Source organism: Actinosynnema pretiosum, assembly GCF_024171695.1.
Taxonomy (GTDB): Bacteria; Actinomycetota; Actinomycetes; order Mycobacteriales; family Pseudonocardiaceae; genus Actinosynnema; species Actinosynnema pretiosum.
The window spans coordinates 347,993-371,179 of record NZ_JAMTCF010000002.1 but is presented as its reverse complement, the minus strand read 5'-3'; the positions used below and the strand labels follow the sequence as shown (position 1 = coordinate 371,179).

The window sequence follows — 23,187 nt, the reverse complement described above, 5'->3', positions numbered from 1 at the left end:
GGCGCCTATCGTCCCCGCCGCTCGCCCCGAGCCCGCGCACCGGGTCCCCGGTGCTGGCCGTCACGGCCCCCGACGGCCTGCTCGTCCTGGTCGACCTGCCACTTCTCGTAGGCGTCGACGATGTCGGCGACCAGCTTGTGCCGGACCACGTCACCGCTGGTCAGCACGGAGAAGTGCACGTCCTCGACCCCGTCCAGGATGTCCCGGACCACCCGCAGGCCGCTGCGCTGCCCACCGGGCAGGTCGACCTGGGTGGTGTCACCGGTGACGACGACCTTCGACCCGAAGCCGAGCCGGGTGAGGAACATCTTCATCTGCTCGGGCGTGGTGTTCTGGGCCTCGTCGAGGATGATGAAGGCGTCGTTCAAGGTCCTGCCACGCATATAAGCCAGCGGCGCGACCTCGATCGTGCCCGCCTGCATCAGGCGCGGGATGGACTCCGGCTCGACCATGTCGTGCAGCGCGTCGTACAGCGGGCGCAGGTACGGGTCGATCTTGTCGTTCAGGGTGCCCGGCAGGTAGCCCAGGCGCTCGCCCGCCTCGACGGCAGGCCTGGTCAGGATGATCCGGGTGACCTGCTTGGCCTGGAGGGCCTGCACGGCCTTCGCCATCGCCAGGTAGGTCTTGCCGGTGCCCGCCGGGCCGAGGCCGAACACGATCGTGTTCTTGTCGATGGCGTCGACGTAGTGCTTCTGGTTGAGCGTCTTCGGGCGGATGGTGCGGCCACGCCGGGAGATGATGTCCAGGCTCAGCACCTCGGCCGGGGACTCGCTGGTGCCCGCCGACAGCATCGCGATCGTGCGGCGCACCGCGTCGGCGCCGAGCTGCTGGCCCCGGCTGGCGAGGGTGACGAGTTCGGTGAACACCCGCTCGGCGAACGCCACGTCCGCGGGCTCCCCGGTCAGGGTGATCTCGTTCCCCCGGACGTGGACGTCGGCGTCGAGCAGGTCCTCCGCCTCGCGGAGGTTCTCGTCGCGCGATCCGAGGAGTGCGAGCACCGCGCCGTCCGGCACGGAGAACTTGGAGCGAGCTTGCGCCTGCGGCGTGCTGTCAGCGGTGTCGGCCACGTGGCCTCGGGCCTGCTTCCTGCGCTTTCGCGTCGAATCCGTCGGATCGGGTCACCACCGATGCTAGCCGCCCGAAGCCGCCGGGTGCACCGGAGTAACGGGCCCCCCGACGTCGGGGGTCTACTGGGGACCGTGGAAGAGCTGCGCTTTCTGACCCCCGACGACGTCCCCGCCTGCCTCGCCCTCGCCACCGGCCGGGGCTGGTCCCACGAGGAGCGCAAGTGGCGGTTCCTGCTGGCCACGGGCACCGGGTTCGGGCTGTTCGACGGCACCGCCCTGGTCGGCACGACCGTGCTGACCCGCTACGGCGACGGGCACGCGGCGGTGAGCATGGTGCTGGTGGCCGAAGGCAGGCAGGGCCGGGGGCTGGGGCGCCGGTTGGTGGAGGCGGCGCTGGCGCACGCGGACGCGCCGGTGGTGTCCCTCCACGCCACGGAGCAGGGCCTGCCGCTGTACGAGAAGCTCGGGTTCGTGGTGGCGGGCCCGGAGCTGGTCACGCACTTCGGGATCTTCACCGGGCCGCCGTCCGGCGCGACGTCGCCGCCCGCCGACCCGGCGGCGCTGGTGGCGCTGGACGCGGAGGTGTTCGGCGCGGACCGGTCGGCGCTGTGGGACGCCTACCTCGGGTTCGCCGAGCGGGTGGTGGTGTCGCCGTCCGGGTTCGCGGCCTGCTGGGCCGACCCGAGCCCGCTGGTGGTGGGGCCGGTGGTGGCCGAGGACGCGGCGGGCGCGAGGGCGCTGGTGGCGGACCTGGTGTCCGGGCGGAACGCGCGGGTGGACACGCACGACGCCGAGGTGCGCGCGTGGCTGCTGGGGAACGGGATGCGCGAGGGCTACCGGGTGACGCCGATGGTGCTGGGCGCCGACCGGCTGCCCGGTCGCCGGGAGCGGCTGTTCGCGCCGATCATGCAGGCGCTGGGCTGAGCCCGTCACCACCGGCGGGTGGTGACGGGCCCGCGCTCAGGCCAGCGGGCCGAGCGGCTTGCCGCCGAGCAGGTGCAGGTGGGCGTGGAAGACGGTCTGGCCCGCGTCGCGGCCGGTGTTGAACAGCAGCCGGTAGCCGGACTCGCCGACGCCCTCGGCCTCGGCGACCTCGCCCGCCGCCAGGAACAGCTCGTCGAGCGCTCCGGGGGCGGCCTTGGCCAGCGCGACGGCGTCGGTGTCGTGCCGCTTGGCGACCAGCACGACGTGCACGGGCGCCTGCGGCGCGATGTCGCGGAACGCGATGACGGTGTCGGACTGGTGCACGACGGTGGCGGGGATGGCGCCGGTGGCGATCTTGCAGAACAGGCAGTCGTCCATGCCCGGAGGCTAGTGGACCAAGCTCAGCGCGGCGGTGCGGCAGGCCTCCCACGCGGGGGTGCCGACGGTGATCAGGTCCAGGTGCCCGGCGCCGGGGATCGTGATCAGCCGCGCGCCGGTGGCCTGCGCGAACGCCTCGCTCTGGGCGAGCGGCACGTCCTCGTCGCGGTCGCCGTGCACGAGCACGACGGGCTTGCCGACCGGGGGCGCGGCGGCGGGTGAGGCGTCGGCGTAGCGCTCGGGGGCCTCGTCGGGGGTGGCGCCGAGCAGCTCGGCGGCGCGGCGGGTGATCTGCGGGTGCTGGTGGAAGTCCAGGACGCCCGCCTGCGCGACCGCGCCGACGACCCTGGGGTGCCGGGCGGCGGCCCACACGGCGAGGTGGCCGCCCGCCGAGTGGCCGAGGGTGACGACGGGGCCGAGCGCGGGGTCGAGCGCGTCGACGGCGGCCAGGACGTCGTCGCCGGTCTGCGGCCAGCCGCCGGTCCCGCCGACCCGGCGGTACTCGACGTTCCACGCGGTGACGCCGTGCGCGGCGAGGTCGGCGGCCAGGGGGCGGCCGAGGGAGAGCGTGTAGCGCTGGTGCCAGAACCCGCCGTGGATCACCACGACGACCGGTCCGGAACCGGTCAGCTCGCCGAACTGGTCGGGGTCGGGGCCGTACTCGATGCGCTGCACGCGACCAGTGAACCGCACCGCGCCCAGTGGTGCGGGGAGCAGGTTTTCTTGATCGTTTACGCCGAACGCTGTTGATCTTGCTCCGCCCGGCGGATTGTCCGTTCCGCCCGCGCCGGCCAACGTCGACAGGTTGGCGGTGCTAGCGGTTGAGGAGCGGTGATGGGGGCGAGAGCGGTGCGGGCGGCAGCCGGCGCTGGACTGGCTGCGGCGCTGGTCGTGGGGGTGGTCGCCGCGGGCGCGTGGGCGGACCTCGACGGGGCGCGGGCGGACTGGGCGGGGGCCTGGGCGGCGAGCCCGGTGGTGGGCGGGCGCAACCCGCACAACGACTGCCCCTCGGGCGAGGGGCTGACCGACCGGACCGTGCGGAACGTGGTGTTCGCCAGCGCGGGCGGCGACCTGGTGCGGATCAGGCTGGGCAACGCCTTCGGCACGACCCCGCTGGCGGTCGACCGCGCCTCGGTCGCGGTGCGGGGGTCAGGGGCGGCCCCGGCGCCGGACACGACCAGGGCGCTGACCTTCGACGGCGCCCGGAGCGCGCGGGTCCCCGCAGGCGGCGAGCTGGTCAGCGACCCGGTCGACCTGGACGTGGCGGCCCTGTCGACGCTGCTGGTCAGCGTGCACTTCCCCGGCCCCACCGGCCCCCTGACCAACCACCCGTTCACCGCCCAGGACAACTACCTGGCCACCGGCGACCGGACCGACGACCGCACCGGCGAGGGCTTCGCCGCGACCCCGTGCTGGATGGGCGTGAGCGCCGTCGACGTGGCCGAGCGGGGGGAGCCCTCGGCGGGCGCGATCGTGGTGTTCGGCGACTCGATCACCGACACGGCGGCGAGCACGGACAACACCAACCGCCGCTGGCCCGACTTCCTGGCCCGCCGCCTCGCGAAGCGGGGCGGCCGAACGCCCTCCGTGGTCAACGCGGGCCTCGGCGGCAACTGCCTGGTCGCCGACCGCCCCGACGAGCCGCACTACGGCGTCGCGGGCACCACCCGCTTCGCCCGCGACGCACTCGGCCAGACCGGCGTGCGCACCGTCATCGTCCTGTCCGGCGTCAACGACCTCAGCTTCAGCGCCACCGCCGACGAGCTGATCGCGGGCTACCGCGACCTGATCGCCCAGGCCCACCGGAAGGACGTGCGGATCGTCGGCGGCACGATCATGCCGTTCAAGACCTCGTTCGTCTGGACCCCGGAACGCGAGGCGACCTGGCGCACCGTGAACACCTGGATCCGCACCTCCGGCGAGTTCGACGCCGTGATCGACTTCGCGACCGCCATGGCCGCGCCCGACGACGACGCCGTGCTCGCCCCCGCCTACGACCGGGGCGACGGCCTGCACCCGAACGACGCGGGCACCGAGGCCATGGCGGACGCGGTCGACCTGCGACTGCTCTGAGCAGGCGGCCCGCCTTGCTCCGGGCAGCGGGTTGACCGGCCCGCTCGCGGCCACCAGCGTCGTCAGGTGGGCGATGCGAGCTGGTGAGGAGCGGCGATGGGGCCGAGAGCGGTGCTCGGGGCGTTACTGGCGGCGGTGCTGGCAGCAGGTCTGCCGGTCGGGAGCGCGCAGGGGCAGGCCGGGACCGACCGGGCGCGCTGGGTGGGCGGTTGGGCGGCCAGCCCGGTGGTCGGCAGCACGATCCCGTGGAGCGACTGCCCGGCCGGGACCGGGCTGACCGATCAGACCGTGCGGAACGTGGTGTTCACCAGCGCGGGCGGCGGCCTGGTGCGGATCAGGCTCAGCAACGCCTTCGGCGCGTCGCCGCTGCTGGTCGACCGCACCTCCGTCGCCCGCCAGGACGCGGGCGCGCGGCCCGTCCCCGGCACGACCAGGCCGGTGACGTTCGGCGGGTCGCGCCAGGCCCGGATACCCGCAGGCCGGGAGCTGCTCAGCGACCCGGTGCGCCTGGACGTGGCGGCCCTGTCGACGCTGCTGGTCAGCGTGCACTTCCCCGGCCCGACCGGTCCGCTGACCAACCACCCGTTCACCGCCCAGGGCAACTACCTGGCCACCGGTGACAAGACCAATGACCGCACCGGGACCGGCTTCACCGACACCCCGTGCTGGATGGGAGTGAGCGCCGTCGACGTGGCGCGGGAGCGGCCTGCGGGGACGGTCGTGGCGTTCGGCGACTCGATCACCGACACCTCCGCGACCACCGGCAACACCAACCGCCGCTGGCCGGACTTCCTGGCCCGCCGCCTGGCCGAGCGCAGGAACGCCCCGTCCGTGGTCAACGCGGGCCTCGGCGGCAACCGGCTGGTCGCCGACCGCGAGGGCGAGCCCTACTACGGCGTCGCGGGCACGACCCGCTTCGCCCGCGACGCACTCGGCCAGACCGGCGTGCGGACGGTGATCGTGCTGGAGGGCGTCAACGACATCGGCTTCAGCGCCACCGCCGACGAGCTGATCACCGGCTTCCGCGACCTGATCGCCCAGGCCCACCGGAAGGACGTGCGCATCGTCGGCGGCACGATCACGCCGTTCAAGACCTCGTTCATCTGGACCCCGGAGCGCGAGGCGACCTGGCGCACCGTCAACACCTGGATCCGCACCTCCGGCGAGTTCGACGCCGTGATCGACTTCGCGACCGCCACGGCCGCGCCCGACGACGACGCCGTGCTCGCCCCGGCCTACGACAGCGGCGACGGCCTGCACCCGAACGACGCTGGCACCGAGGCCATGGCGAACGCGATCGACCTGCGGCTGCTCTAGCGAAGCCTGACGGGAGGAAGAGCCTGCGTCGCGGTGGGACCTGGGGGTCGCCCCACCGCGACGCGGCAACCGCCGGACCGAGGGGGGAGGTGTCCGGCGCGTCCGAGCGAGTCCGCTACCGACCAGTAGCCGGCGCGGCGCCTCAGGACACGAGGGTAACCGCTGTCACCCGCGTTCGCCAGAAAAGAGCAGTCCTCACTACGCCCAGCGATCGGTCAAAACGCCCAGAGCGCCCAGCGCGACGGCCCCCGCCGTGGACGCCCTGAGCACCGAGGGGCCCAGCCTGACCACGTGCGCACCCGCCTCCACCAGCGCGGACAGCTCCTGCTCCGCGATGCCGCCCTCCGGGCCGACCACCAGCAGGACTTCACCCGAGGGTGGCAGCGCCACCGAGCCGATCCCGACTTCGGCGGACTCGTGCAGCACCAGCACCGCAGCGGCCCGCGACGCGAGCGCCGCGAGCTGCTTCGTGGTCATCGGCTCCCCCACTTCGGGGACCCGCGCCCGGCGCGCCTGCTTGGCCGCCTCGCGGGCGGTGGCCCGCCAGCGCCCGAGCGCCTTGGCCCCGCGCGGCCCGTCCTCCCACTTGGCCACGCACCGCGCCGCCTTCCACGGCAGCACGGCGTCCACGCCCGCCTCGGTCGCCAGCTCCACGGCCAGCTCGCCGCGCTCGCCCTTGACCAGCGCCTGGACCAGCACGACCCGCACGCCGGGCTCGGGCACGGTCCAGCGCTCGACCACGCTCAGCCGCAGCGAGTCCTTGAGCGCCTCGGTGATCTCGCAGCGCACCTGGTCGCCGCTGCCGTCGGACAGCACCAGCTGCTCACCCGCGCGCAACCTGCGCACGGTGGCCGCGTGCCTGCCCTCCGGACCGTCCAGCACCGCGACGGACCCGGTGGGCAGGCACTCGACCAGGAAGACCGGAAGGGTCACCGGTGGCCGCGACCGGAGCGCAGCCGGGAGAACAGCCCGCCGCCCTTGCCGCCACCCGACAGCGAGGGCTCCTCCTCGCCGCGCACCGAGGCCAGCTCGCGCAGCAGCTCGGTCTGCCGGGCGTCGAGCTTGGTCGGCACCACCACGTCCAGGTGAACGTGCAGGTCACCGCGCCCGTCGACGCGCCCGTTGGAGCGCAGCCTCGGCATCCCGCGACCGGTGAGCACCAGCTCGGTGGCGGGCTGGGTGCCGGGTTCGATCTCCAGCTCCTCCTCGCCGTCGAGGGTGGACAGCGGCAGCACCGCGCCGAGCGCGGCCGTCGTCATCGGGATGCGCACCGAGCAGTGCAGGTCGGAGCCGTCGCGCTCGAACACGTCGTGGGCGATCTCCTCGACCTCGACGTACAGGTCACCGGCGGGGCCGCCACCGGAGCCGACCTCGCCCTGACCGGCCAGCCGCACCCGCATCCCCTCGGCCACACCGGCCGGGATCTGCACCGAGATGGTCCGGCGGGAGCGCACCCGCCCGTCGCCCGCGCACTGCTGGCACGGGTCGGGGATGACCTCGCCGAAGCCCCGGCAGACCGGGCACGGCCGGGCCGTGACGACCTGGCCGAGGAACGAGCGCTGCACCGACTGCACCTCGCCACGACCGCCGCACGTGTCGCAGCGCACCGGGGACGCGCCCTCCGCGCAGCCGCTGCCCACGCAGCGGTCGCACAGGATCGCGGTGTCCACCGTCAGCTCGCGGTTCGCACCCGCCGCGCACTCCTCCAGCGTCATGGAGAGCCTGATCAACGCGTCCGATCCGGGCTGGACGCGGCTGCGCGGTCCACGACCGCCGCCTCCCGCGCCCGCGCCGAAGAACGCGTCCATGATGTCGCCCAGCCCGAAGCCGGCGAACGGGTCGCCGCCACCCGCGCCGCGCCCGCCGCCACCCGGCTCCAGCGGGTCGCCGCCCAGGTCGACGACCTGCCGCTTGCGCGGGTCCGACAGGACCTCGTAGGCGGCGGTCACCTCCTTGAAGCGCGCTTCCTCGTTGGGGTTCACGTCCGGGTGAAGCTGGCGCGCGAGCTTGCGGTAGGCGCGCTTGATCTCCTCGGGTGTCGCGTTCTTGGAGACCCCGAGCGTGCCGTAGTAGTCCCTCGCCACCGTGCTGTCCTCCTGCGGGCGCGCTGGAACACGCGCGCGCTAGCCTGCGTCGCTTGCGAAACGTCCTGCGGGCGCGGGGTGTTCCCTCACCGGACGGTGAGGATGTCCCCCACGTAGTGGGCGACGGCCCTGACGGCCGCCATCGTGGACGGGTAGTCCATCCGGGTTGGTCCGACCACGCCCATGCCGCCGAGCAGCTTGTCGACGCTGCCGTAGCCGATGGACACGACCGAGGTGCCGCGCATCTCCGCCGCCTCGTTCTCCTCCCCGATGTGCACCAGCACGGTGCCGGGGTCGTGCGAGGCCGCCAGCAGCTTGAGCACCACCACCTGCTCCTCCAGCGCCTCCAGCACCGGGCGCAGCGAACCGGGGAAGTCTGCCACGTTCCGGGTGAGGTTCGCCGTGCCACCCAGCACCAGGCGCTCCTCGGGGTGCTCGACCAGGGATTCGATCAGCACGGTGCTGACCCTGGTGGCGATGTCCCGGAGCTCGCCAGGCACCTTCTCCGGCAGCTGGGCGACCTCGGCGGACGCGTCCGCGAGCCGCTTGCCGACCAGCGAGGCGTTGAGCATCGTGCGGATCCGGGCGACGTTCTCCTCGGTGATGACATCACCGAGATCCACCGACCGCTGGTCCACCCGACCGGTGTCGGTGATCAGGATCAGCATCAACCGCGCCGGGGTGATGGCCAACACCTCGAGGTGCCGCACCGAGGCCCGGCTGAGCGTCGGGTACTGCACCACGGCGACCTGCCGAGTGAGCTGCGCGAGCAGCCGAACACTGCGCCGCAGCACGTCGTCCAGGTCACAGGCCCCCTCGAGGAACGAGTGAATGGCCCGCCGCTCAGCCGTCGACAACGGCTTGACCTCGCTCAGCCGGTCGACGAACAGCCGATACCCCTTGTCGGTAGGCACCCGCCCAGCGCTGGTGTGCGGCTGGGTGATGTAACCGTCCTCCTCCAACGAGGCCATGTCGTTGCGAACGGTCGCACTGGACACCCCCAGGTTGTGCCGCTCGACCAACGCCTTGGACCCGACCGGCTCGTGGTTGGAGACGTAGTCGGCAACGATGGCGCGCAACACCTCGAAGCGCCGCTGATCAGCGTTCACCGCGTGCCACCTCCGCTGGTAGGGGGCACTGCCCCCTGATGTCCTCGCCCCGATTTTACGGAGCGGACGCCCCCCGGTCCCCGGCGAGTTCGGAAAGTCATTCACAGGTTACGAACCCCACCCCCACCCCAGCGATCCGCACCCGACCGCACTCCCAGCCCCCACCCCAGACCACCTCGCGGGCTGCGGGGCGAGCGCAGCGAGCCCACGCAGCCCCACTCCCGCGTCCCTCTTCTCCGTGTGGCCTGGCGAAGCCCGAGCGCAGGTGTCAAGACGCCGCCGCATTGCCACGGCAGACTGCCTGGTCAAACGGCGTCTTGACGCCTGTGCTTGCCTGAAAGGAGGCCACACGGAGAAGAGGGACCCGGACCACCGCAGGGGTAAACCGCACCACCAACCCAACGGTCACCGGCCGGCAGAGCTCGTGTCCCTCTTTTTTGGAGGTCTGCCCCGCCGGCGAGGCGAGCCCTTCAGCTCTTGATCTTGCTCTTGCCCTTGCCCCCCACCCCTCAGGTCAACCGCCGGACCACCGCGTCAGCCAACAACCGCCCCCGGTCCGTCAACACGCACCGCCCCCGAGCAAGCGCCATCGGCTCCAACAACCCCTCCGCAGCCACCCGAGCAGCCTCCCGCCGCCCGTCCCGGTCCAACACCTCAACCGGCAACCCTTCGGACAGTCGCAACTCCAACAGCACCCGCTCAACCCGGCGATCGTCCTCCGCCAGCACCTCACGCCCAGCAGCCGGCGACTCACCCCCCGCAAGCACCGCCGCGTACTTCGCCGGGTGCTTCACGTTCCACCACCGCACCCCACCCACGTGGCTGTGCGCCCCAGGCCCGGCCCCCCACCAGTCCGCCCCCTGCCAGTACAGGACGTTGTGCCTGCACCGCCCCTCCTCCGACGCGGCCCAGTTCGACACCTCGTACCAGCTCATCCCCATCTCACGAGCCGCCGCGTCCACCATCTCGTACCGCTCCGCCAGCACGTCGTCATCCGGCGCGGGCAACTCCCCCCGCCGCACCCGCCGAGCCAACGCCGTCCCCTCCTCCACGATCAGCGCGTAAGCCGACAGGTGATCCACCCCGGCATCCCGCACCACCGCCAGCGACTCCCGCAGATCCTCGTCCCGCTCCCCAGGCGTCCCGTAGATCAAATCCAGGTTGACGTGCTCGAACCCACCCTCCCGAGCCTCCCGAGCCGCCGCAGCAGCCCGCCCAGGCGTGTGCTTCCGATCCAAGATCTGCAACACGTGCCGAGCCGCCGACTGCATCCCCAGCGAAACCCGCGTGTACCCGGCCTCCCGAATCGCCGCGAAGAACTCCAACGACGTCGACTCCGGATTCGACTCCGTAGTCACCTCGGCCCCAGGCGCGAGCCCCACCGACGACCGCACCGCCTCCAGCACCGCAGCCAACCCGTCCGCCCCCAACAACGACGGCGTCCCCCCACCCACGAACACCGTCTCGGCAGCAGGCGGCGCCCCCAGCACCCGAGCCGCCAGGTCCAACTCCCTCCGCAACCCCTCCAACCACGACTCCGGCGAAGCCGACGTCCCCAACTCCCCCGCCGTATACGTGTTGAAGTCGCAGTACCCGCACCGCGTCGCACAGAACGGCACGTGCACGTACACCCCGAACGGCCGCGTGCCAAGCCCTTCCAGAGCAGTCGCGGGCAACGCCCCGTCCGAGGGTGCGGGGTCACCGGCAGGCAGCGCAGAGGGCATACCCCCATTGTCCCCCACCAGAGCACCGCACCCGCCCGACCAGCGGCCACCCCCTCGCCACACCCTCCCCCTCCCCCTCGCCACCCCCTTCCCCCCTCCTCCCCCGCCACACCCCTTCCACCCCCCAGCGCAACCCCCCACCGTGACCTGTCCCACCATGCGGATGCCTGTGGACCACAACATGGACCCGTGGCACGCTCAGCCGCATGACGACGAACGGAATTCGCCTGGTGGTCCGCCGCCACGTCGACTTCCGCCGCGTCTCCAGCGCGATGTGCCCCCGTTCGGCATAACCCCGCGCCTTTTCGTTCCCGTAGGCGCCGGGGTGCGCTGACGGGGCCTCCACCACCGCACCACCGGGCTCGCCACGCGCACCACCGCGCCGCCACTCCACCTCCGGAGGCCAGCGGATGGTTCCCCCGACGACATCGCCCCCCACGGCAACGCCCTCGACGCCTGCGCCCCCGCGCGCCAGGCAGCGGCGGGGCGAGGGCCAGTGGGCGCTCGGCTACCGCGAGCCGCTCAACCCGAACGAGCGGAGCAAGAAGGACGACAACCCGCTCAACGTGCGCGCGCGGATCGAGACGATCTACGCGCCGGGTGGCTTCGCCTCCATCGACCCCGCCGACCTGCGGGGCCGCTTCCGCTGGTACGGGCTGTACACGCAGCGCAAGCCGGGGATCGACGGCGGCCGGACGGCGACCCTGGAGCCCGAGGAGCTGGACGACGAGTACTTCATGCTCCGCGTCCGGGTGGACGGCGGCAGGCTCACCACCGCCCAGCTCGCGCTGATCGGCGAGCTGTCCCAGACCTACGCCCGCGACACCGCCGACATCACCGACCGGCAGAACATCCAGTACCACTGGATCCGCATCGAGGACGTCCCCACGCTCTGGGAGCGCCTGGAAGCCGCCGGGCTGACCACGATGGAGGCCTGCGGCGACAGCCCCCGCGTCGTCCTCGGCTCCCCGCTCGCGGGCATCGCCGAGGACGAGGTGCTCGACGGCGGCCCGGCCATCGACGAGATCCTGCGCCGCTACATCGGCGACCCGCGCTTCTCGAACCTGCCGCGCAAGTTCAAGACCGCCATCTCGGGCCTGCCGGACGTGGCGCACGAGGTGCACGACGTGGCGTTCGTCGGCGTCGTCCACCCGGAGCACGGCCCCGGCTTCGACCTGTGGGTGGGCGGCGGCCTGTCGACCAACCCGATGATCGCGAAGCGGCTGGGCGCGTGGATCCCGCTGGACGAGGTGCCCGACGTGTGGGAGGGCGTGATCAGCGTCTTCCGCGACTACGGCTACCGCAGGCTCCGCAACCGTGCGCGGCTGAAGTTCCTCGTCGCCGACTGGGGCGCGGAGAAGTTCCGCCAGATCCTCCAGGACGAGTACCTCAACCGGAAGCTGATCGACGGTCCCGCCCCCGAGATCCCGGAGGTCGCCCGCGACCACGTGGGCGTGCACCGGCAGAAGGACGGCCTGTTCGCGGTCGGCGCGGCGCCGATCGCGGGCCGGGTGTCCGGGTCGACCCTGGTGGAGGTCGCCAAGGCGGTGGAGCGGGCCGGATCGAACCGGGTCCGGCTGACCCCGCAGCAGAAGCTCGTCGTGCTGGACGTGCCCGAGGCCGAGGTGGACGGCCTGCGCGCGGACCTGGCGGCGCTCGGGCTGCCCACCGAGCCGTCGCCGTGGCGGCGCGGGGTGATGGCGTGCACCGGCCTGGAGTTCTGCAAGCTCGCGATCGTCGAGACCAAGGCGCGCGCGGCGGACCTGGTCACGGCGCTGGAGGAGCGGCTCGCGGACGTGGTGGCCGGGGTCGCGGCGCCGATCTCGGTGCACCTCAACGGCTGCCCGAACTCGTGCGCGCGCATCCAAACCGCCGACATCGGCCTCAAGGGCCAGATCGTCACCGACGCCGACGGCCGCCAGGTCGAGGGCTTCCAGGTGCACCTGGGCGGCGGGCTCGGGCTGGACGCCGGGTTCGGCCGCAAGCTGCGCGGCCACAAGGTCACCGCGGCCGAGCTGCCCGAGTACGTGGAGCGGGTGGTGCGGCACTACCTGGACGGCCGGGACGGCGACGAGCGGTTCGCCCAGTGGGTGGCCCGCGCGGACGAGGGGCTGCTGCGGTGAGCGAGCGCGCGACGCCCTTCCACTGCCCCTACTGCGGCGACGAGGACCTCCGCCCCCAGGAGGAGCCCGCGCACGCGTGGTTGTGCTCGGCCTGCCGCCGGGTGTTCACGGTCAAGTTCATCGGGTTGAACCTGCCCCAGGAGGCGCGCGGGTGAGCGGGATCAAGGAAGACCTGAGAGCCGTGGCGCAGGCCGCCCAGGTCGAGCTGGCCGACGCGACCGCCGAACAGGCCCTGGCCTGGACCGCCCGCACGTTCGGCGACAGCTGGATCGTCGCGTCGAACATGCAGGACGCGGTGCTGGTGGACCTCGCCGCGAAGGTCAAGCCGGACGTGGACGTGCTGTTCCTGGAGACCGGCTACCACTTCGCCGAGACCATCGGCACCCGCGACGCGGTCGACCTGGTCTACCCGCGGCTGCGGATCGTCAACGCCGCGGCCGAGCAGTCCGCCGCCGACCAGGAGGCCGAGTTCGGGCCGCTCAACCGCACCGACCCCGGCCGCTGCTGCCAGCTGCGCAAGGTCGTGCCGCTGCGCCGCACCCTGGCCGGGTACGACGCGTGGGTGACCGGCGTGCGCCGCGTCGACGCCCCCACCAGGGCGGACACCCCGATCGTGCAGTGGGACGAGCGCAACGGGCTGGTGAAGGTCAACCCGATCGCGCCGTGGTCCGACGACGAGTTCAACGGCTACCTCGCCGAGCACGGAATCCTGGAGAACCCCCTGGTTCAGGCGGGTTACCCCTCCATCGGCTGCGCGCCGTGCACCGCCAAGCCGCTGCCGGGCGCCGACCCGCGCAGCGGTCGCTGGGCGGGCACCGCCAAGACGGAATGCGGGTTGCACGGATGACTCTGGCCCTGGACGCGCTCGACCGCCTCGAGTCCGAGGCGGTGCACATCTTCCGCGAGGTCGCGGGCGAGTTCGACCGCCCGGTGATCCTGTTCTCCGGCGGCAAGGACTCGACGCTGCTGCTGCACCTGGCGGTCAAGGCCTTCTGGCCCGCCCCGGTGCCGTTCCCGCTGCTGCACGTGGACACCGGGCACAACTTCGACGAGGTGATCGCGTTCCGCGACGAGGTCGTCGCCCGGCACGGGCTGCGCCTGGAGGTGGCGCGGGTGCAGGACTACCTGGACGACGGCAGGCTCGCCGAGCGCCCGGACGGCACCCGCAACCCGCTGCAGACCGTGCCGCTGCTGGACGCGATCACCGCGAACCGGTTCGACGCGGTGTTCGGCGGCGGACGCCGGGACGAGGAGCGGGCCCGCGCCAAGGAGCGCATCTTCAGCCTGCGCAACGCCTTCGGCCAGTGGGAGCCGCGCAGGCAGCGGCCGGAGCTGTGGAACCTCTACAACGGCAGGCACCGGGCCGGTGAGCACGTGCGGGTGTTCCCGCTGTCGAACTGGACCGAGCTGGACGTGTGGCGCTACATCGCCCGCGAGCGGATCGAGCTGCCGCCCATCTACTACGCGCACCGCCGCGAGGTGTACCTGCGCGACGGCATGTGGCTGGCGCAGGGCCCGTGGGGCGGGCCGCGCGCGGGCGAGGAGCTGGTGGAGAAGACGGTGCGCTACCGGACGGTCGGCGACGGCTCGTGCACCGGGGCGGTGGAGTCCGAGGCCGCCGACATCGACGCGGTCATCGCGGAGGTCTCCGCCAGCAGGCTCACCGAGCGGGGCGCCACGCGCGCCGATGACCGGATGAGCGAGGCCGCCATGGAGGACCGCAAGCGGGAGGGGTACTTCTAGATGAGCGACCTGCTGAGACTGGCCACGGCGGGCAGCGTGGACGACGGCAAGTCCACCCTGGTCGGGCGGCTTCTGTACGACACGAAGTCGGTGCTGGCGGACACCCTGGACGCGGTGCACCGGGCCAGCGCGGACCGGGGCCTGACCACCCCGGACCTGTCGCTGCTGGTGGACGGGCTGCGCTCGGAGCGCGAGCAGGGCATCACGATCGACGTGGCCTACCGGTACTTCGCCACGCCGCGCCGCACGTTCGTGCTGGCCGACACCCCCGGCCACGTGCAGTACACCCGCAACACCGTGACCGGCGCGTCGACCGCGCAGCTCGCGGTGCTGCTGGTGGACGCGCGCCGGGGCGTGGTGGAGCAGACCCGGCGGCACGCGGCGGTGCTGGCGCTGCTGGGCGTGCCCCGGCTGGTGCTGGCGGTGAACAAGGTCGACCTGGTCGGCTACGACGAGGTCGTGTTCTCCCGCATCGCCAAGGAGTTCGCCGCCCACGCGTCCGCGCTGGGCTTCGCCGAGGACTCGGTGGTGTCGATCCCGGTGTCCGCGCTGGTGGGCGACAACGTGGTGGACCGGTCGGCGAGCACGCCCTGGTACTCGGGGCCGACGCTGCTGGAGCACCTGGAGTCGGTGCCGGTGGAGCCGGACCCGCACGACGCGCCGTTCCGCTTCCCGGTGCAGTACGTGATCCGGCCGCGCACCGCCCAGCACCCCGACTACCGGGGGTACGCGGGGCAGGTCGCGGCGGGCACGGTCCGGGTCGGCGACGAGGTGACCGTGCTGCCCGGCGGGTCGCGCACGACGGTGACCGGCATCGACACGGCCGACGGGCCGCTGGCCGAGGCGGCGGCGGGCCGGTCGGTCACGCTGCTGCTGGCGCACGACCTGGACGTCTCCCGAGGCGACCTGATCGCGGCCGGTGACGCGCCCGAGGTGGTGGACGAGTTCACCGCGACCCTGTGCTGGCTGGCCGAGAAGCCCCTCGCACCCGGCGCGCGGGTGCTCGTCAAGCACGGCACGCGCACCGTCCAGGCGATCGTGACCGAGCTGCTGTCCCGGTTCGACGAGCAGGCCCTGGCCAGCACGGGCGCGCCGGACGCCCTGCGGCTCAACGACATCGGCCAGGTGCGGGTGCGCACCGCCGAGCCCGTCCCGGTGGACGACTACACCCGCGACCGGCGCACCGGGGCGTTCCTGGTGATCGACGCCGGTGACGGCGGGACCCTCGCGGCGGGCCTGGTGGGCGCGCCGCTGCCCGAGCCGGACGCGTCACCGGTCGAGGCCGGAGGCGCCGCGCTCGCCGACGGCCGCGCCCTGGTCTCCCCCGGCCCCTGACCTCCTCCCTTCCCCCCTCCCCGAAAGGTCCCCTCCCGTGAGAGCACACCGCCGCGCTGTGAAGACCACCGCAGTCCTGCTCGCGGCCCTGGCCGTCGCGACGGGCTGCTCCCGCGCCGAGCGCGCCGAGGAGAGCGCGCCCGCCGCCGACCAGGGGGCCGCCGCCGAGCTGCGGCTGGGCTACTTCCCGAACGTCACGCACGCGTCCGCGCTGATCGGCGTGGAGCGCGGGCTGTTCGAGAAGGAGCTGGGCTCGACCAAGCTCACCACGCAGACCTTCAACGCCGGGCCCGAGGCGGTGAACGCGCTGCTGGGCGAGTCCCTGGACGCGACGTTCATCGGGTCCGGCCCGGCCATCAACGCCTACGCCAAGTCCAGCGGCGAGGCGGTGAAGCTGATCGCCGGGGCCACCTCGGGCGGCGCGCAGCTCGTGGTCAAGCCGGAGATCAACTCGCCCCAGGACCTCAAGGGCAAGGTCATCACCACCCCGCAGCTGGCGAACACGCAGGACGTGGCGCTGAAGAAGTGGCTGTCCGACCAGGGGCTGGCCATCGGCGCGGGCCCCGACCAGGTCAACGTGACCAACACCGAGAACTCGCAGAGCCTGGACCTGTTCCGCTCCGGCGGGGTGCAGGGCGCGTGGGCGCCGGAGCCGTGGTCCTCGCGGCTGGTGGTCGACGCGGGCGCGAAGGTGCTGCTGGACGAGAAGACCCTGTGGGAGGGCGGGAAGTTCCCGACCACGGTGCTGATCGTGCGCACGAAGTTCCTGCAGGAGCACCCGGAGACCGTGCAGGCGCTGCTGCGCGGGCACCTCGCCGCGACCAAGTACGCGCGGGACGACGCGGCGGGCGCCAAGACCACCGTGAACGAGGCGCTGAAGAAGCTGACCGGCAAGGCGCTGGGCGAGCCGGTGCTGGACCGGGCGTTCGAGGGCATCGAGCTGACCCTCGACCCGCAGGCCTCGGCGTTCCCGCAGCTCGCGGAGGACGCGGTGACGGCGGGCGTGGCCAAGGAGGCCGCCGACGTCGCGGGGCTGGCCGACTTCGGGCCGCTGGGCGAGGTGCTGAAGGCCGCCGGTGAGCCCGCCGTGGACGCCGCGGGCCTGGACCGGAAGTAGCGAGGGCCCCACGAGGAAGGCAGGCACACCATGACCGCCACGCTCGACACCACGGCGCCGCGATCCGGCGTCGACGCGGCCGTCACCCTGACCGGGGTGCGCAAGGAGTTCGGGACCGGACAGCACGCCGTGGTCGCCCTCGACGGGGTCGACCTGGAGGTGGCGCCCGGTGAGTTCGTGTGCCTGCTGGGCGCGTCGGGCTGCGGCAAGTCCACGCTGCTGAACCTGGTGGCCGGGCTGGACGCGCCCACGTCCGGCCGGATCGGGCTGACCACGTCCAGGCCCGCGGTGATGTTCCAGGAGGCCGCGCTGATGCCGTGGCTGACGGCGGAGCGGAACGTGGAGCTGCCGCTGCGGCTGGCCGGGGTGCGGCGCGGGGAGCGGCGGGCGCGGGCCGGGGAGCTGCTGGAGCTGGTGCGGCTGTCCGGCGTCGGCCGCAAGCGCCCGCACGAGCTGTCCGGCGGGATGCGGCAGCGGGTGGCGCTGGCTCGGGCGCTGGCGTCCGCCCAGGGCAGCGCCGACGACGGGGCGCCCGCGCTGCTGCTGATGGACGAGCCGTTCGCGGCGCTGGACGCCATCACGCGGGACGTGCTCCAGTCCGAGCTGGCCCGCGTGTGGCGGGAGACCGGCACGGCGGTGCTGTTCGTGACGCACGACGTGCGCGAGGCGGTGCGGCTGGGGCAGCGGGTGGTGCTGCTGTCCTCGCGGCCGGGGCGGGTCGTGCGGGAGTGGGCGGTCGAGGGGCGGGACCCGGCCGAGCTGATCGAGGACGTCACGGGGCGGCTGCGGGAGGTGATCAGTGGTCACGCGGCAGCCTGAGGTCGACGAGCCGTCCGGGTCTTCCGGGTCCTCCGGGTCCGGTTCGCCGGACGGGGCGCGGTCGGCGGCGGACCTGGCGGCGGTCGGGGCAGGCCTGGACGCCCTGGACACGCCGATCGGCGAGCGCCCGCCGTCGGTGTGGCGCAGGCTGGCCCGCACCGCCCTGCCACCGCTGGTGGCGTTCGCGCTGCTGATCGTGGTGTGGCAGGCGCTGTGGGCGGCGGCGCTGTGGCCGGAGTACCGGCTGCCCTCGCCGCTGTCGGTGTGGGGCGCGGTGGCGGAGGCGGTGCGCACCGGTCGGGCCGTCGAGGTGCTGTGGACGTCGGTCCACCGGGCGGTGCTGGGCTTCCTGGCGGCGGTCGTGATCGCGACGCCGCTCGGGCTGCTGATCGCGAAGGTGCGGCTGGTGCGGGCGGCGATCGGGTCGCTGCTGTCCGGGTTGCAGAGCCTGCCGTCGGTGGCGTGGGTGCCCGCGGGCATCCTGTGGTTCGGGGCGACCCCGTCGACGATCTACTTCGTGGTGCTGATGGGCTCGGTGCCGTCGATCGCGAACGGCCTGGTGGCGGGCGTGGACCAGGTCCCGCCGCTGCTGCCGAGGGTCGGGCAGGCGCTGGGGGCGGGCCGGTTGGCGTCCGCGCGGCACATCCTGCTGCCCGCCGCGCTGCCCGGTTACCTGGCCGGGTTGAAGCAGGGGTGGGCGTTCTCGTGGCGGTCGCTGATGGCGGCCGAGATCATCGCCACCTCGCCGCAGCTGGGCGAGGGTCTGGGGCAGTACCTGCACAACGGGGCGTCGCTGAACGACATCTCGATGGTGATCGCGGCGATCTTCCTGATCCTGCTGGTCGGCGTGGGGATCGAGCTGCTGCTGTTCCGGCCGCTGGAGCGGGCGGTGCTGCGGGCGCGCGGGCTGACGGGGGCGCTGACGTGAGCGCGCTCGTGGCGGTGGCGCACGGGAGCCGGGACCCGAGGTCGGCGGCGGTGGTGAACGAGCTGGTGGGCGTGGTGCGGGCGCTGCGGCCGGAGCTGGACGTGCGGGCGTCGTTCCTGGAGCTGTCCGCGCCGAGGCTGCCGGACGTGCTGCGGGCGGTCCGCGCGGACGGCCACCGGGAGGCGGTGGTGGTGCCGCTGCTGCTGGGGCGGGCGTACCACGCGCGGGTGGACGTGCCGAGCGCCGTGGCGGAGGCGGCGGTGCTCGGGCTGGACGTGGCGATCGCGGACGTGCTGGGCCCCGACCCGAGGCTGGAGTCGGCGGCGCTGCGGCGGCTGGCCGAGGCCGGGGTCGACTTCGGGGACCGGTCGTGGGGCGTGGTGCTGGCGGCGGCGGGGTCCTCGCACGCGCGGGCGAACGCCGTGGTCAGGGCGACGGCGCGGCGCTGGGCGGCGGGCGCGGGCTGGTCGGGCGTGGAGGCGGCGTTCGCGGCGAGCGCGGCCCCGGACGCGGCGGTGGCGGCGGCCAGGCTGCGCGCGGCGGGGGCGCGGCGGGTGGCGGTGGCGTCGTGGTTCCTCGCGCCGGGCCTGCTGCCGGACCGGGTGGCGGGCTTGGTGGGCGCGGACGCGGTGGTCGCGGCCCCGCTGGGCGCGGACCCGGAGGTGGCCGAGCTGGTGCTGCACCGGTACGCGGAAGCGCGGGTCCGGGCTGCGGGGAAGGTGACGGCGATCGCTTAGGCGGGTGATCGCTGGCCGAGACCACCAGGTGCGGTCCTGTCAACTGTTGACTGTCAACAGATGACAGGACCGCAACGTTCATCGTTCAGGTCAGAGAAGTCCGAGGAACTCGTCCGGACTCAGCCCCGCTTGGCGCAGGATCGAGGCGAGCGTGCCGCGCTTCACGGTGCCGTGCATCGGCACGATGGCGACCCTGCCGTCCTCGTGGCGGTAAACGGCGTGGCTGCCCCTGGTGCGGTTGTACGCGAATCCCACCGATTCCAGGACTCGCACGACCTTGCGGACCGGGACGTCGGAGAGCGCGGGGCTCACGCGGCGCTACCGGCCACCTGGAACTTGGTCACCAGCTCGGGGGTCGTCAACTCGGCGTCAGGACGCTCTTCGAGGTACAGCTCCACGGCCTCGGCGAGGTTCGCCAGCGCCTCGGCGACGGTCAGCCCCTGGCTGGCGACGTCCACCTCCAGGCACTGGGCCACGTGCCACTCCTCTTCCTGGTGGACAGCCGCGGTGAGGGTCAACTGCTCGCTCATGACACCAGTGTCCCCGACCGCCCGCCGCTTGGCGAGGATTCCTCGGTCCCCGGCTCAGGTGATCTACCACCACGAACGCGGGCGACGTGGCGGCCACCACCGCACCGGGCCCCTACAGCGGCGCCGGGTACACCACCGTCAGCACCCGCCCCGGAGCCCCCTGTGCCGCCGCGTCCCGCAGCACCGAGTCCACCGCCGCCGAGCCCACCGGGTCCTTGCGGTCGAAGACCTCGCGCTGCGGCCAGATCAGCACGTGCTCGCCCTCCGGCAGCCACGACAGGTCCACCAGGCAGTCGTACAGCGCGTCCAGGTTGCGCCCGAACCAGTCCGGGAAGGACAGCGCCGCCGCGATCGCGTCCAGCGCCGCGCGCTTGCCGGTGATCTCCGCGCCCGCGAGCACGTGCGGGTGCGCGCCGCGCTCCCGCGCCTCGCGGACCGCGCGCGCCGTCACCTGGCCACGTCCACGACGACGAACGACTCGTAGTGGTCAGCGGTGTAGTACACCTCGTCCTCCTGACCGGTCACCAGCCTGCGCGCCCCCCGGTCCCGACTACCCGGAGTGGGCACCGTGTACTCGCGGTAGTACTCGCCCTTGTGCTGCGGCAGCAGCTTCTCGCGGTTGCGGAACACCACGCCGTCGTTGCGCGGGTGCGGGAACGGGCCGTCGGTGGTGATCAGCTTCCAGGTCTCGGCGGCCTGCGCGGGCAGCTCCGACAGCGGCTGCACGGAGAAGCCGGACGACGACGCGCCGGGCACGGACGTGGAGCCGGAGCTGGAGGACGGGGGTGCTGGGGTCGAGTCGCTGCCGTAGTCCTTCGCGAAGTAGCCGACCACCACCAGGGCGATCAGACCAACGAGCGCGACGGTGAGGCGCCTACCGGGAGTCACCGGTCCAGCCTACGAACGCGTCCTGCCCTCGCGGAGCCGGGGTTCCCGCACGTCGGTGGGCAGCGCGCCCATCGGCGGTTCGGCCTCCGGGTCGCCGCTGAGCCGCGCGGACGCCTCGTCGACCACCCGGTCGATGAACCTCGCCACACCCAGCGCGGCGGGGAGCAGGACAGCCATCACGAGGGGGAACTGGAGGAAGAACGGCAGCTGGGCGAGCCACAGCTCCACCCCGTCCCACCAGCGCGCGATCGATTCCATATCACCGTCGAGGGTAGCGCGTGACCCGCACCACGGACGGGTGATCGGCTGAGTAGGTTCGCTGGCATGTTCTCCGTCTACGCAGCCGAGCCCAGCCCCGACCAGCCCCTCGCCGCGCTGCGGGTGGGGGAACGACCCGAACCCGAGGCGCCCGACGGCTGGGTGCGCGTGGCCGTGCGGGCGGCCACGCTGAACATGCACGACCTGTGGACCCTGCGCGGGGTCGGGATCAAGGCGGACCGGTTCCCGATGATCCTGGGCTGCGACGGCGCCGGCGTGCTGGAGGACGGCACCGAGGTGGTGCTGCACTCCCTGATCGGCAGCCCGGACCACCTGGGCGACGAGACCCTGGACCCCGGCCGCTCGCTGCTGACCGAGAAGCACCAGGGCTCGTTCGCCGACTGGGTCGTGGTCCCGAGGCGCAACGCGATCCCCAAGCCGTCCGGTCTGGACTTCGCCGAGGCCGCCTGCATGGGCACGGCGTGGCTGACCGCGTACCGGATGCTGTTCGTGAAGTCCGGGCTGCGGCCGGGGCAGACCATGCTCGTGCAGGGCGCGTCGGGCGGGGTGTCGACGGCGCTGGTGCAGCTGGGGCGGGCCGCCGGGTACCGGGTGTGGGTGACCGGGCGGACCGGGGCCAAGCGCGCGCTGGCCGAGTCGCTGGGCGCGCACGCGTCGTTCGAGAGCGGGGCCCGCTTGCCCGAACGGGTGGACGCGGTGTTCGAGACGGTCGGGAAGGCCACCTGGGCGCACTCGATGAAGTCGCTCAAGCCCGGTGGCGTGGTCGTGGTGTCCGGCGCGACCACCGGCGACCCGTCGGCGGCGGAGCTGCAGCGCCTGTTCTTCCTCCAGCTGCGGGTGGTCGGCTCGACCATGGGCACGCGGGACGAGCTGGTGGACCTGCTGGCGTTCTGCGAGCGCACCGGCCTGCGCCCGCGGATCGGCGCCCGGCTGCCGATGGCGGAGGCCGAGACGGGCTTCCGGGCCATGCTGGACGGCGACACGGCGGGCAAGATCGTCTTCACCCTGGGCTGACCGGCGGCGGGCCCGGTCGCCCAGGGGCGGTCGGGCCTACTCCGGCACCCAGTCCGGCTTGCGCTTCTCCAGCCGGGCCGCGATGCCCTCCTGCCCCTCCGGGCCGCCGAAGTGCGCGGCGGAGAGCCGCAGCATGTCCGCGAACGCCGCGTCCACGTCGGTCCCGCGCTGGAGCATCGCCTTGGTGGCGGCGAGCGCGCCGGGCGCGCCGAGGACGAGCATGTCGGTGAACCGCGCGACCTCGGCGTCCAGCCCGTCGGCGACGACGACCGAGTTGACCAGCCCGATCCGGGCCGCCCGCTCGGCGTCGAACACCTCGCCGGTGAGGAACAGCTCGTGCGCGGCCCTGGACGAGAGCCGGGGCAGCACGGTGACCGAGATGATCGCGGGCACGACCCCGATGCGGACCTCGCTGAACGCGAACGTGGCCCCCTCGACGGCGACCGCGACGTCGCAGGCGGCGACCAGCCCGACCCCGCCCGCGCGCGCCGGTCCGGCGAGCCGCGCGACGACCGGCTTGGGACTGGCCCAGAGGGTCTTGAGGATCTCGGGGAACTCGTTCACGCCCTGGTCCCCCGCGGACGCCCCGCGCGCTTCCTTGAGGTCCATGCCCGAGCAGAACACCGGTCCGGTGTGGGTGAGGACGACGACCCGCACGGCGTCGTCGGCCAACGCGGTCACCAGGTGCGCGAGCAGCTCGCGGCGCAGCCGGGCGGAGAGGGCGTTGCGGTTGTGCGGCGAGTCGAGCGTGACCGTCGCGACCCCGCGCCGAACCCCGTAGTGGACCAGCTGCTCTGCTGCCATGCGGGCACTCTGCCACGGCGCGGGCGGCGACTGCCAGCACTCGGCGGACGCTCCCCGCGCGACCCCGCACCCCCCTGATCCACCCACCCCGCCACAAATCCCCCACCGCCCCCTGCGGCTCCCCGAACCGGGCCGGAACCGGGCGGGCCCGCGTTGTCCCCGCGCGCCCTCAGCGCCGTGAGATCCGCGTAGGT

Annotated in this window: 27 protein-coding genes; 14 read left to right on the top strand and 13 right to left on the bottom strand. The window is 73.4% G+C overall.

Translation table 11 applies throughout. The features are described 5' to 3' along the window. Positions 1-5: 5 nt before the first annotated feature. Entirely contained in the window at positions 6-1,067 is a 1,062-nt protein-coding gene (locus tag LV78_RS04940) for a PhoH family protein (RefSeq protein ID WP_253843525.1), read from the bottom strand. A gap of 132 nt (positions 1,068-1,199) precedes the next feature. Between LV78_RS04940 and LV78_RS04935 the strand changes: the two genes are divergently transcribed. After that, positions 1,200-1,991: a GNAT family N-acetyltransferase gene (locus LV78_RS04935; protein WP_253843524.1), complete on the top strand. Its 792-nt coding sequence runs from the start codon at positions 1,200-1,202 to the stop codon at positions 1,989-1,991. Between the two features lie 36 nt (positions 1,992-2,027). Here the strand turns inward: LV78_RS04935 and LV78_RS04930 are convergent, their stop codons facing one another. Together LV78_RS04930 and LV78_RS04925 are read right to left on the bottom strand one after the other, a co-directional pair. Beyond that, positions 2,028-2,369: a histidine triad nucleotide-binding protein gene (locus LV78_RS04930; RefSeq protein ID WP_253843523.1), complete on the bottom strand. Its 342-nt coding sequence runs from the start codon at positions 2,367-2,369 to the stop codon at positions 2,028-2,030. Positions 2,370-2,378: 9 nt separating this feature from the next. Then, a complete protein-coding gene (locus tag LV78_RS04925) occupies positions 2,379-3,044 on the bottom strand; it encodes an alpha/beta hydrolase family protein (RefSeq protein ID WP_253843522.1) in 666 nt (221 codons plus the stop codon). 159 nt (positions 3,045-3,203) lie between these two features. On the opposite strand from LV78_RS04925, the gene LV78_RS04920 reads away from it, so the two are divergent. Together LV78_RS04920 and LV78_RS04915 are read left to right on the top strand one after the other, a co-directional pair. After that, positions 3,204-4,442 carry an SGNH/GDSL hydrolase family protein gene (locus LV78_RS04920; RefSeq protein ID WP_253843521.1) on the top strand — a complete coding sequence of 413 codons (1,239 nt, stop codon included), beginning with the start codon at positions 3,204-3,206 and terminating at the stop codon, positions 4,440-4,442. 96 nt (positions 4,443-4,538) lie between these two features. After that, complete coding sequence (locus LV78_RS04915) at positions 4,539-5,759, top strand: SGNH/GDSL hydrolase family protein (protein ID WP_253843520.1); 1,221 nt, start codon at positions 4,539-4,541, stop codon at positions 5,757-5,759. 198 nt (positions 5,760-5,957) lie between these two features. On the opposite strand, the gene LV78_RS04910 is transcribed toward LV78_RS04915, so the two are convergent. From LV78_RS04910 to hemW, 4 genes are all read right to left on the bottom strand, one after another. Then, the gene (locus tag LV78_RS04910) at positions 5,958-6,692 is read right to left on the bottom strand and encodes a 16S rRNA (uracil(1498)-N(3))-methyltransferase (RefSeq protein WP_253843519.1); all 735 of its coding nucleotides are present in this window, start codon (positions 6,690-6,692) and stop codon (positions 5,958-5,960) included. Next, positions 6,689-7,843, bottom strand: a complete 1,155-nt coding sequence (gene dnaJ, locus LV78_RS04905; RefSeq protein ID WP_015800084.1) for a molecular chaperone DnaJ — start codon at positions 7,841-7,843, stop codon at positions 6,689-6,691. The genes LV78_RS04910 and dnaJ overlap by 4 nt, the downstream gene beginning before the upstream one ends. Positions 7,844-7,929: 86 nt before the next feature. Beyond that, positions 7,930-8,952, bottom strand: a complete 1,023-nt coding sequence (gene hrcA / locus LV78_RS04900; protein ID WP_253843518.1) for a heat-inducible transcriptional repressor HrcA — start codon at positions 8,950-8,952, stop codon at positions 7,930-7,932. 509 nt (positions 8,953-9,461) lie between these two features. Next, entirely contained in the window at positions 9,462-10,676 is a 1,215-nt protein-coding gene (gene hemW / locus LV78_RS04895) for a radical SAM family heme chaperone HemW (RefSeq protein ID WP_253843517.1), read from the bottom strand. A 206-nt stretch (positions 10,677-10,882) separates the two neighbouring features. On the opposite strand from hemW, the gene LV78_RS41960 reads away from it, so the two are divergent. The 10 genes from LV78_RS41960 to LV78_RS04850 all read left to right on the top strand — a co-directional run bounded on the left by LV78_RS41960 (position 10,883) and on the right by LV78_RS04850 (position 19,478). Beyond that, on the top strand, positions 10,883-10,969 hold the full coding sequence (locus tag LV78_RS41960) for a putative leader peptide (protein ID WP_372494808.1): 87 nt from the start codon (positions 10,883-10,885) through the stop codon (positions 10,967-10,969). Positions 10,970-11,086: 117 nt separating this feature from the next. Next, on the top strand, positions 11,087-12,799 hold the full coding sequence (locus LV78_RS04890) for a nitrite/sulfite reductase (protein WP_253843516.1): 1,713 nt from the start codon (positions 11,087-11,089) through the stop codon (positions 12,797-12,799). Further along, positions 12,796-12,954, top strand: a complete 159-nt coding sequence (locus tag LV78_RS04885; RefSeq protein ID WP_253843515.1) for an Insertion element protein — start codon at positions 12,796-12,798, stop codon at positions 12,952-12,954. Before LV78_RS04890 ends, LV78_RS04885 begins: the two co-directional genes overlap by 4 nt. Further along, the gene (locus LV78_RS04880; RefSeq protein ID WP_253843514.1) at positions 12,951-13,646 is read left to right on the top strand and encodes a phosphoadenylyl-sulfate reductase; all 696 of its coding nucleotides are present in this window, start codon (positions 12,951-12,953) and stop codon (positions 13,644-13,646) included. Before LV78_RS04885 ends, LV78_RS04880 begins: the two co-directional genes overlap by 4 nt. Then, complete coding sequence (cysD, locus tag LV78_RS04875) at positions 13,643-14,542, top strand: sulfate adenylyltransferase subunit CysD (RefSeq protein WP_253843513.1); 900 nt, start codon at positions 13,643-13,645, stop codon at positions 14,540-14,542. The genes LV78_RS04880 and cysD overlap by 4 nt, the downstream gene beginning before the upstream one ends. Beyond that, positions 14,543-15,877, top strand: coding sequence for a sulfate adenylyltransferase subunit 1 (locus tag LV78_RS04870; RefSeq protein WP_253843512.1), 1,335 nt, complete (start codon positions 14,543-14,545; stop codon positions 15,875-15,877). It begins immediately after the preceding gene. 37 nt (positions 15,878-15,914) lie between these two features. Further along, on the top strand, positions 15,915-16,994 hold the full coding sequence (locus LV78_RS04865) for an ABC transporter substrate-binding protein (protein ID WP_372494792.1): 1,080 nt from the start codon (positions 15,915-15,917) through the stop codon (positions 16,992-16,994). 30 nt (positions 16,995-17,024) lie between these two features. Continuing rightward, positions 17,025-17,813 (top strand): ABC transporter ATP-binding protein, encoded by a 789-nt coding sequence (locus LV78_RS04860; protein WP_253843510.1) that lies wholly within the window; start codon positions 17,025-17,027, stop codon positions 17,811-17,813. A 73-nt stretch (positions 17,814-17,886) separates the two neighbouring features. Beyond that, the gene (locus tag LV78_RS04855; RefSeq protein WP_253843776.1) at positions 17,887-18,741 is read left to right on the top strand and encodes an ABC transporter permease; all 855 of its coding nucleotides are present in this window, start codon (positions 17,887-17,889) and stop codon (positions 18,739-18,741) included. Continuing rightward, complete coding sequence (locus LV78_RS04850; protein WP_253843509.1) at positions 18,738-19,478, top strand: sirohydrochlorin chelatase; 741 nt, start codon at positions 18,738-18,740, stop codon at positions 19,476-19,478. Before LV78_RS04855 ends, LV78_RS04850 begins: the two co-directional genes overlap by 4 nt. A 90-nt stretch (positions 19,479-19,568) precedes the next feature. On the opposite strand, the gene LV78_RS04845 is transcribed toward LV78_RS04850, so the two are convergent. The 5 genes from LV78_RS04845 to LV78_RS04825 form a co-directional block, all read right to left on the bottom strand. Then, positions 19,569-19,790 (bottom strand): type II toxin-antitoxin system HicA family toxin, encoded by a 222-nt coding sequence (locus LV78_RS04845; protein WP_253843508.1) that lies wholly within the window; start codon positions 19,788-19,790, stop codon positions 19,569-19,571. Then, positions 19,787-20,008 carry a type II toxin-antitoxin system HicB family antitoxin gene (locus LV78_RS04840; protein WP_253843507.1) on the bottom strand — a complete coding sequence of 74 codons (222 nt, stop codon included), beginning with the start codon at positions 20,006-20,008 and terminating at the stop codon, positions 19,787-19,789. The genes LV78_RS04845 and LV78_RS04840 overlap by 4 nt, the downstream gene beginning before the upstream one ends. Positions 20,009-20,120: 112 nt before the next feature. After that, entirely contained in the window at positions 20,121-20,459 is a 339-nt protein-coding gene (locus tag LV78_RS04835; protein WP_372494791.1) for a barstar family protein, read from the bottom strand. Then, positions 20,456-20,896, bottom strand: a complete 441-nt coding sequence (locus LV78_RS04830) for a guanyl-specific ribonuclease (protein WP_253843506.1) — start codon at positions 20,894-20,896, stop codon at positions 20,456-20,458. Before LV78_RS04830 ends, LV78_RS04835 begins: the two co-directional genes overlap by 4 nt. Positions 20,897-20,905: 9 nt before the next feature. Next, entirely contained in the window at positions 20,906-21,154 is a 249-nt protein-coding gene (locus tag LV78_RS04825; protein ID WP_253843505.1) for a hypothetical protein, read from the bottom strand. 66 nt (positions 21,155-21,220) lie between these two features. On the opposite strand from LV78_RS04825, the gene LV78_RS04820 reads away from it, so the two are divergent. Beyond that, positions 21,221-22,189: a zinc-binding dehydrogenase gene (locus LV78_RS04820; protein ID WP_253843504.1), complete on the top strand. Its 969-nt coding sequence runs from the start codon at positions 21,221-21,223 to the stop codon at positions 22,187-22,189. Between the two features lie 36 nt (positions 22,190-22,225). On the opposite strand, the gene LV78_RS04815 is transcribed toward LV78_RS04820, so the two are convergent. Continuing rightward, positions 22,226-22,993: an enoyl-CoA hydratase-related protein gene (locus LV78_RS04815; RefSeq protein ID WP_253843503.1), complete on the bottom strand. Its 768-nt coding sequence runs from the start codon at positions 22,991-22,993 to the stop codon at positions 22,226-22,228. Positions 22,994-23,187 lie beyond the last annotated feature (194 nt).

Bases quoted from the DNA above. Each gene is read 5' to 3' on its own strand.
- LV78_RS04840 (WP_253843507.1), bottom strand. From the start codon at position 20,008: ATGAGCGAGCAGTTGACCCTCACCGCGGCTGTCCACCAGGAAGAGGAG.
- LV78_RS04815 (WP_253843503.1), bottom strand. From the start codon at position 22,993: ATGGCAGCAGAGCAGCTGGTCCACTACGGGGTTCGGCGCGGGGTCGCG.
- LV78_RS04930 (WP_253843523.1), bottom strand. From the start codon at position 2,369: ATGGACGACTGCCTGTTCTGCAAGATCGCCACCGGCGCCATCCCCGCC.
- LV78_RS41960 (WP_372494808.1), top strand. From the start codon at position 10,883: ATGACGACGAACGGAATTCGCCTGGTGGTCCGCCGCCACGTCGACTTC.
- LV78_RS04915 (WP_253843520.1), top strand. From the start codon at position 4,539: ATGGGGCCGAGAGCGGTGCTCGGGGCGTTACTGGCGGCGGTGCTGGCA.
- hemW (WP_253843517.1), bottom strand. From the start codon at position 10,676: ATGCCCTCTGCGCTGCCTGCCGGTGACCCCGCACCCTCGGACGGGGCG.
- LV78_RS04820 (WP_253843504.1), top strand. From the start codon at position 21,221: ATGTTCTCCGTCTACGCAGCCGAGCCCAGCCCCGACCAGCCCCTCGCC.
- LV78_RS04825 (WP_253843505.1), bottom strand. From the start codon at position 21,154: ATGGAATCGATCGCGCGCTGGTGGGACGGGGTGGAGCTGTGGCTCGCC.
- LV78_RS04860 (WP_253843510.1), top strand. From the start codon at position 17,025: ATGACCGCCACGCTCGACACCACGGCGCCGCGATCCGGCGTCGACGCG.
- cysD (WP_253843513.1), top strand. From the start codon at position 13,643: ATGACTCTGGCCCTGGACGCGCTCGACCGCCTCGAGTCCGAGGCGGTG.
- LV78_RS04920 (WP_253843521.1), top strand. From the start codon at position 3,204: ATGGGGGCGAGAGCGGTGCGGGCGGCAGCCGGCGCTGGACTGGCTGCG.
- LV78_RS04890 (WP_253843516.1), top strand. From the start codon at position 11,087: ATGGTTCCCCCGACGACATCGCCCCCCACGGCAACGCCCTCGACGCCT.
- LV78_RS04870 (WP_253843512.1), top strand. From the start codon at position 14,543: ATGAGCGACCTGCTGAGACTGGCCACGGCGGGCAGCGTGGACGACGGC.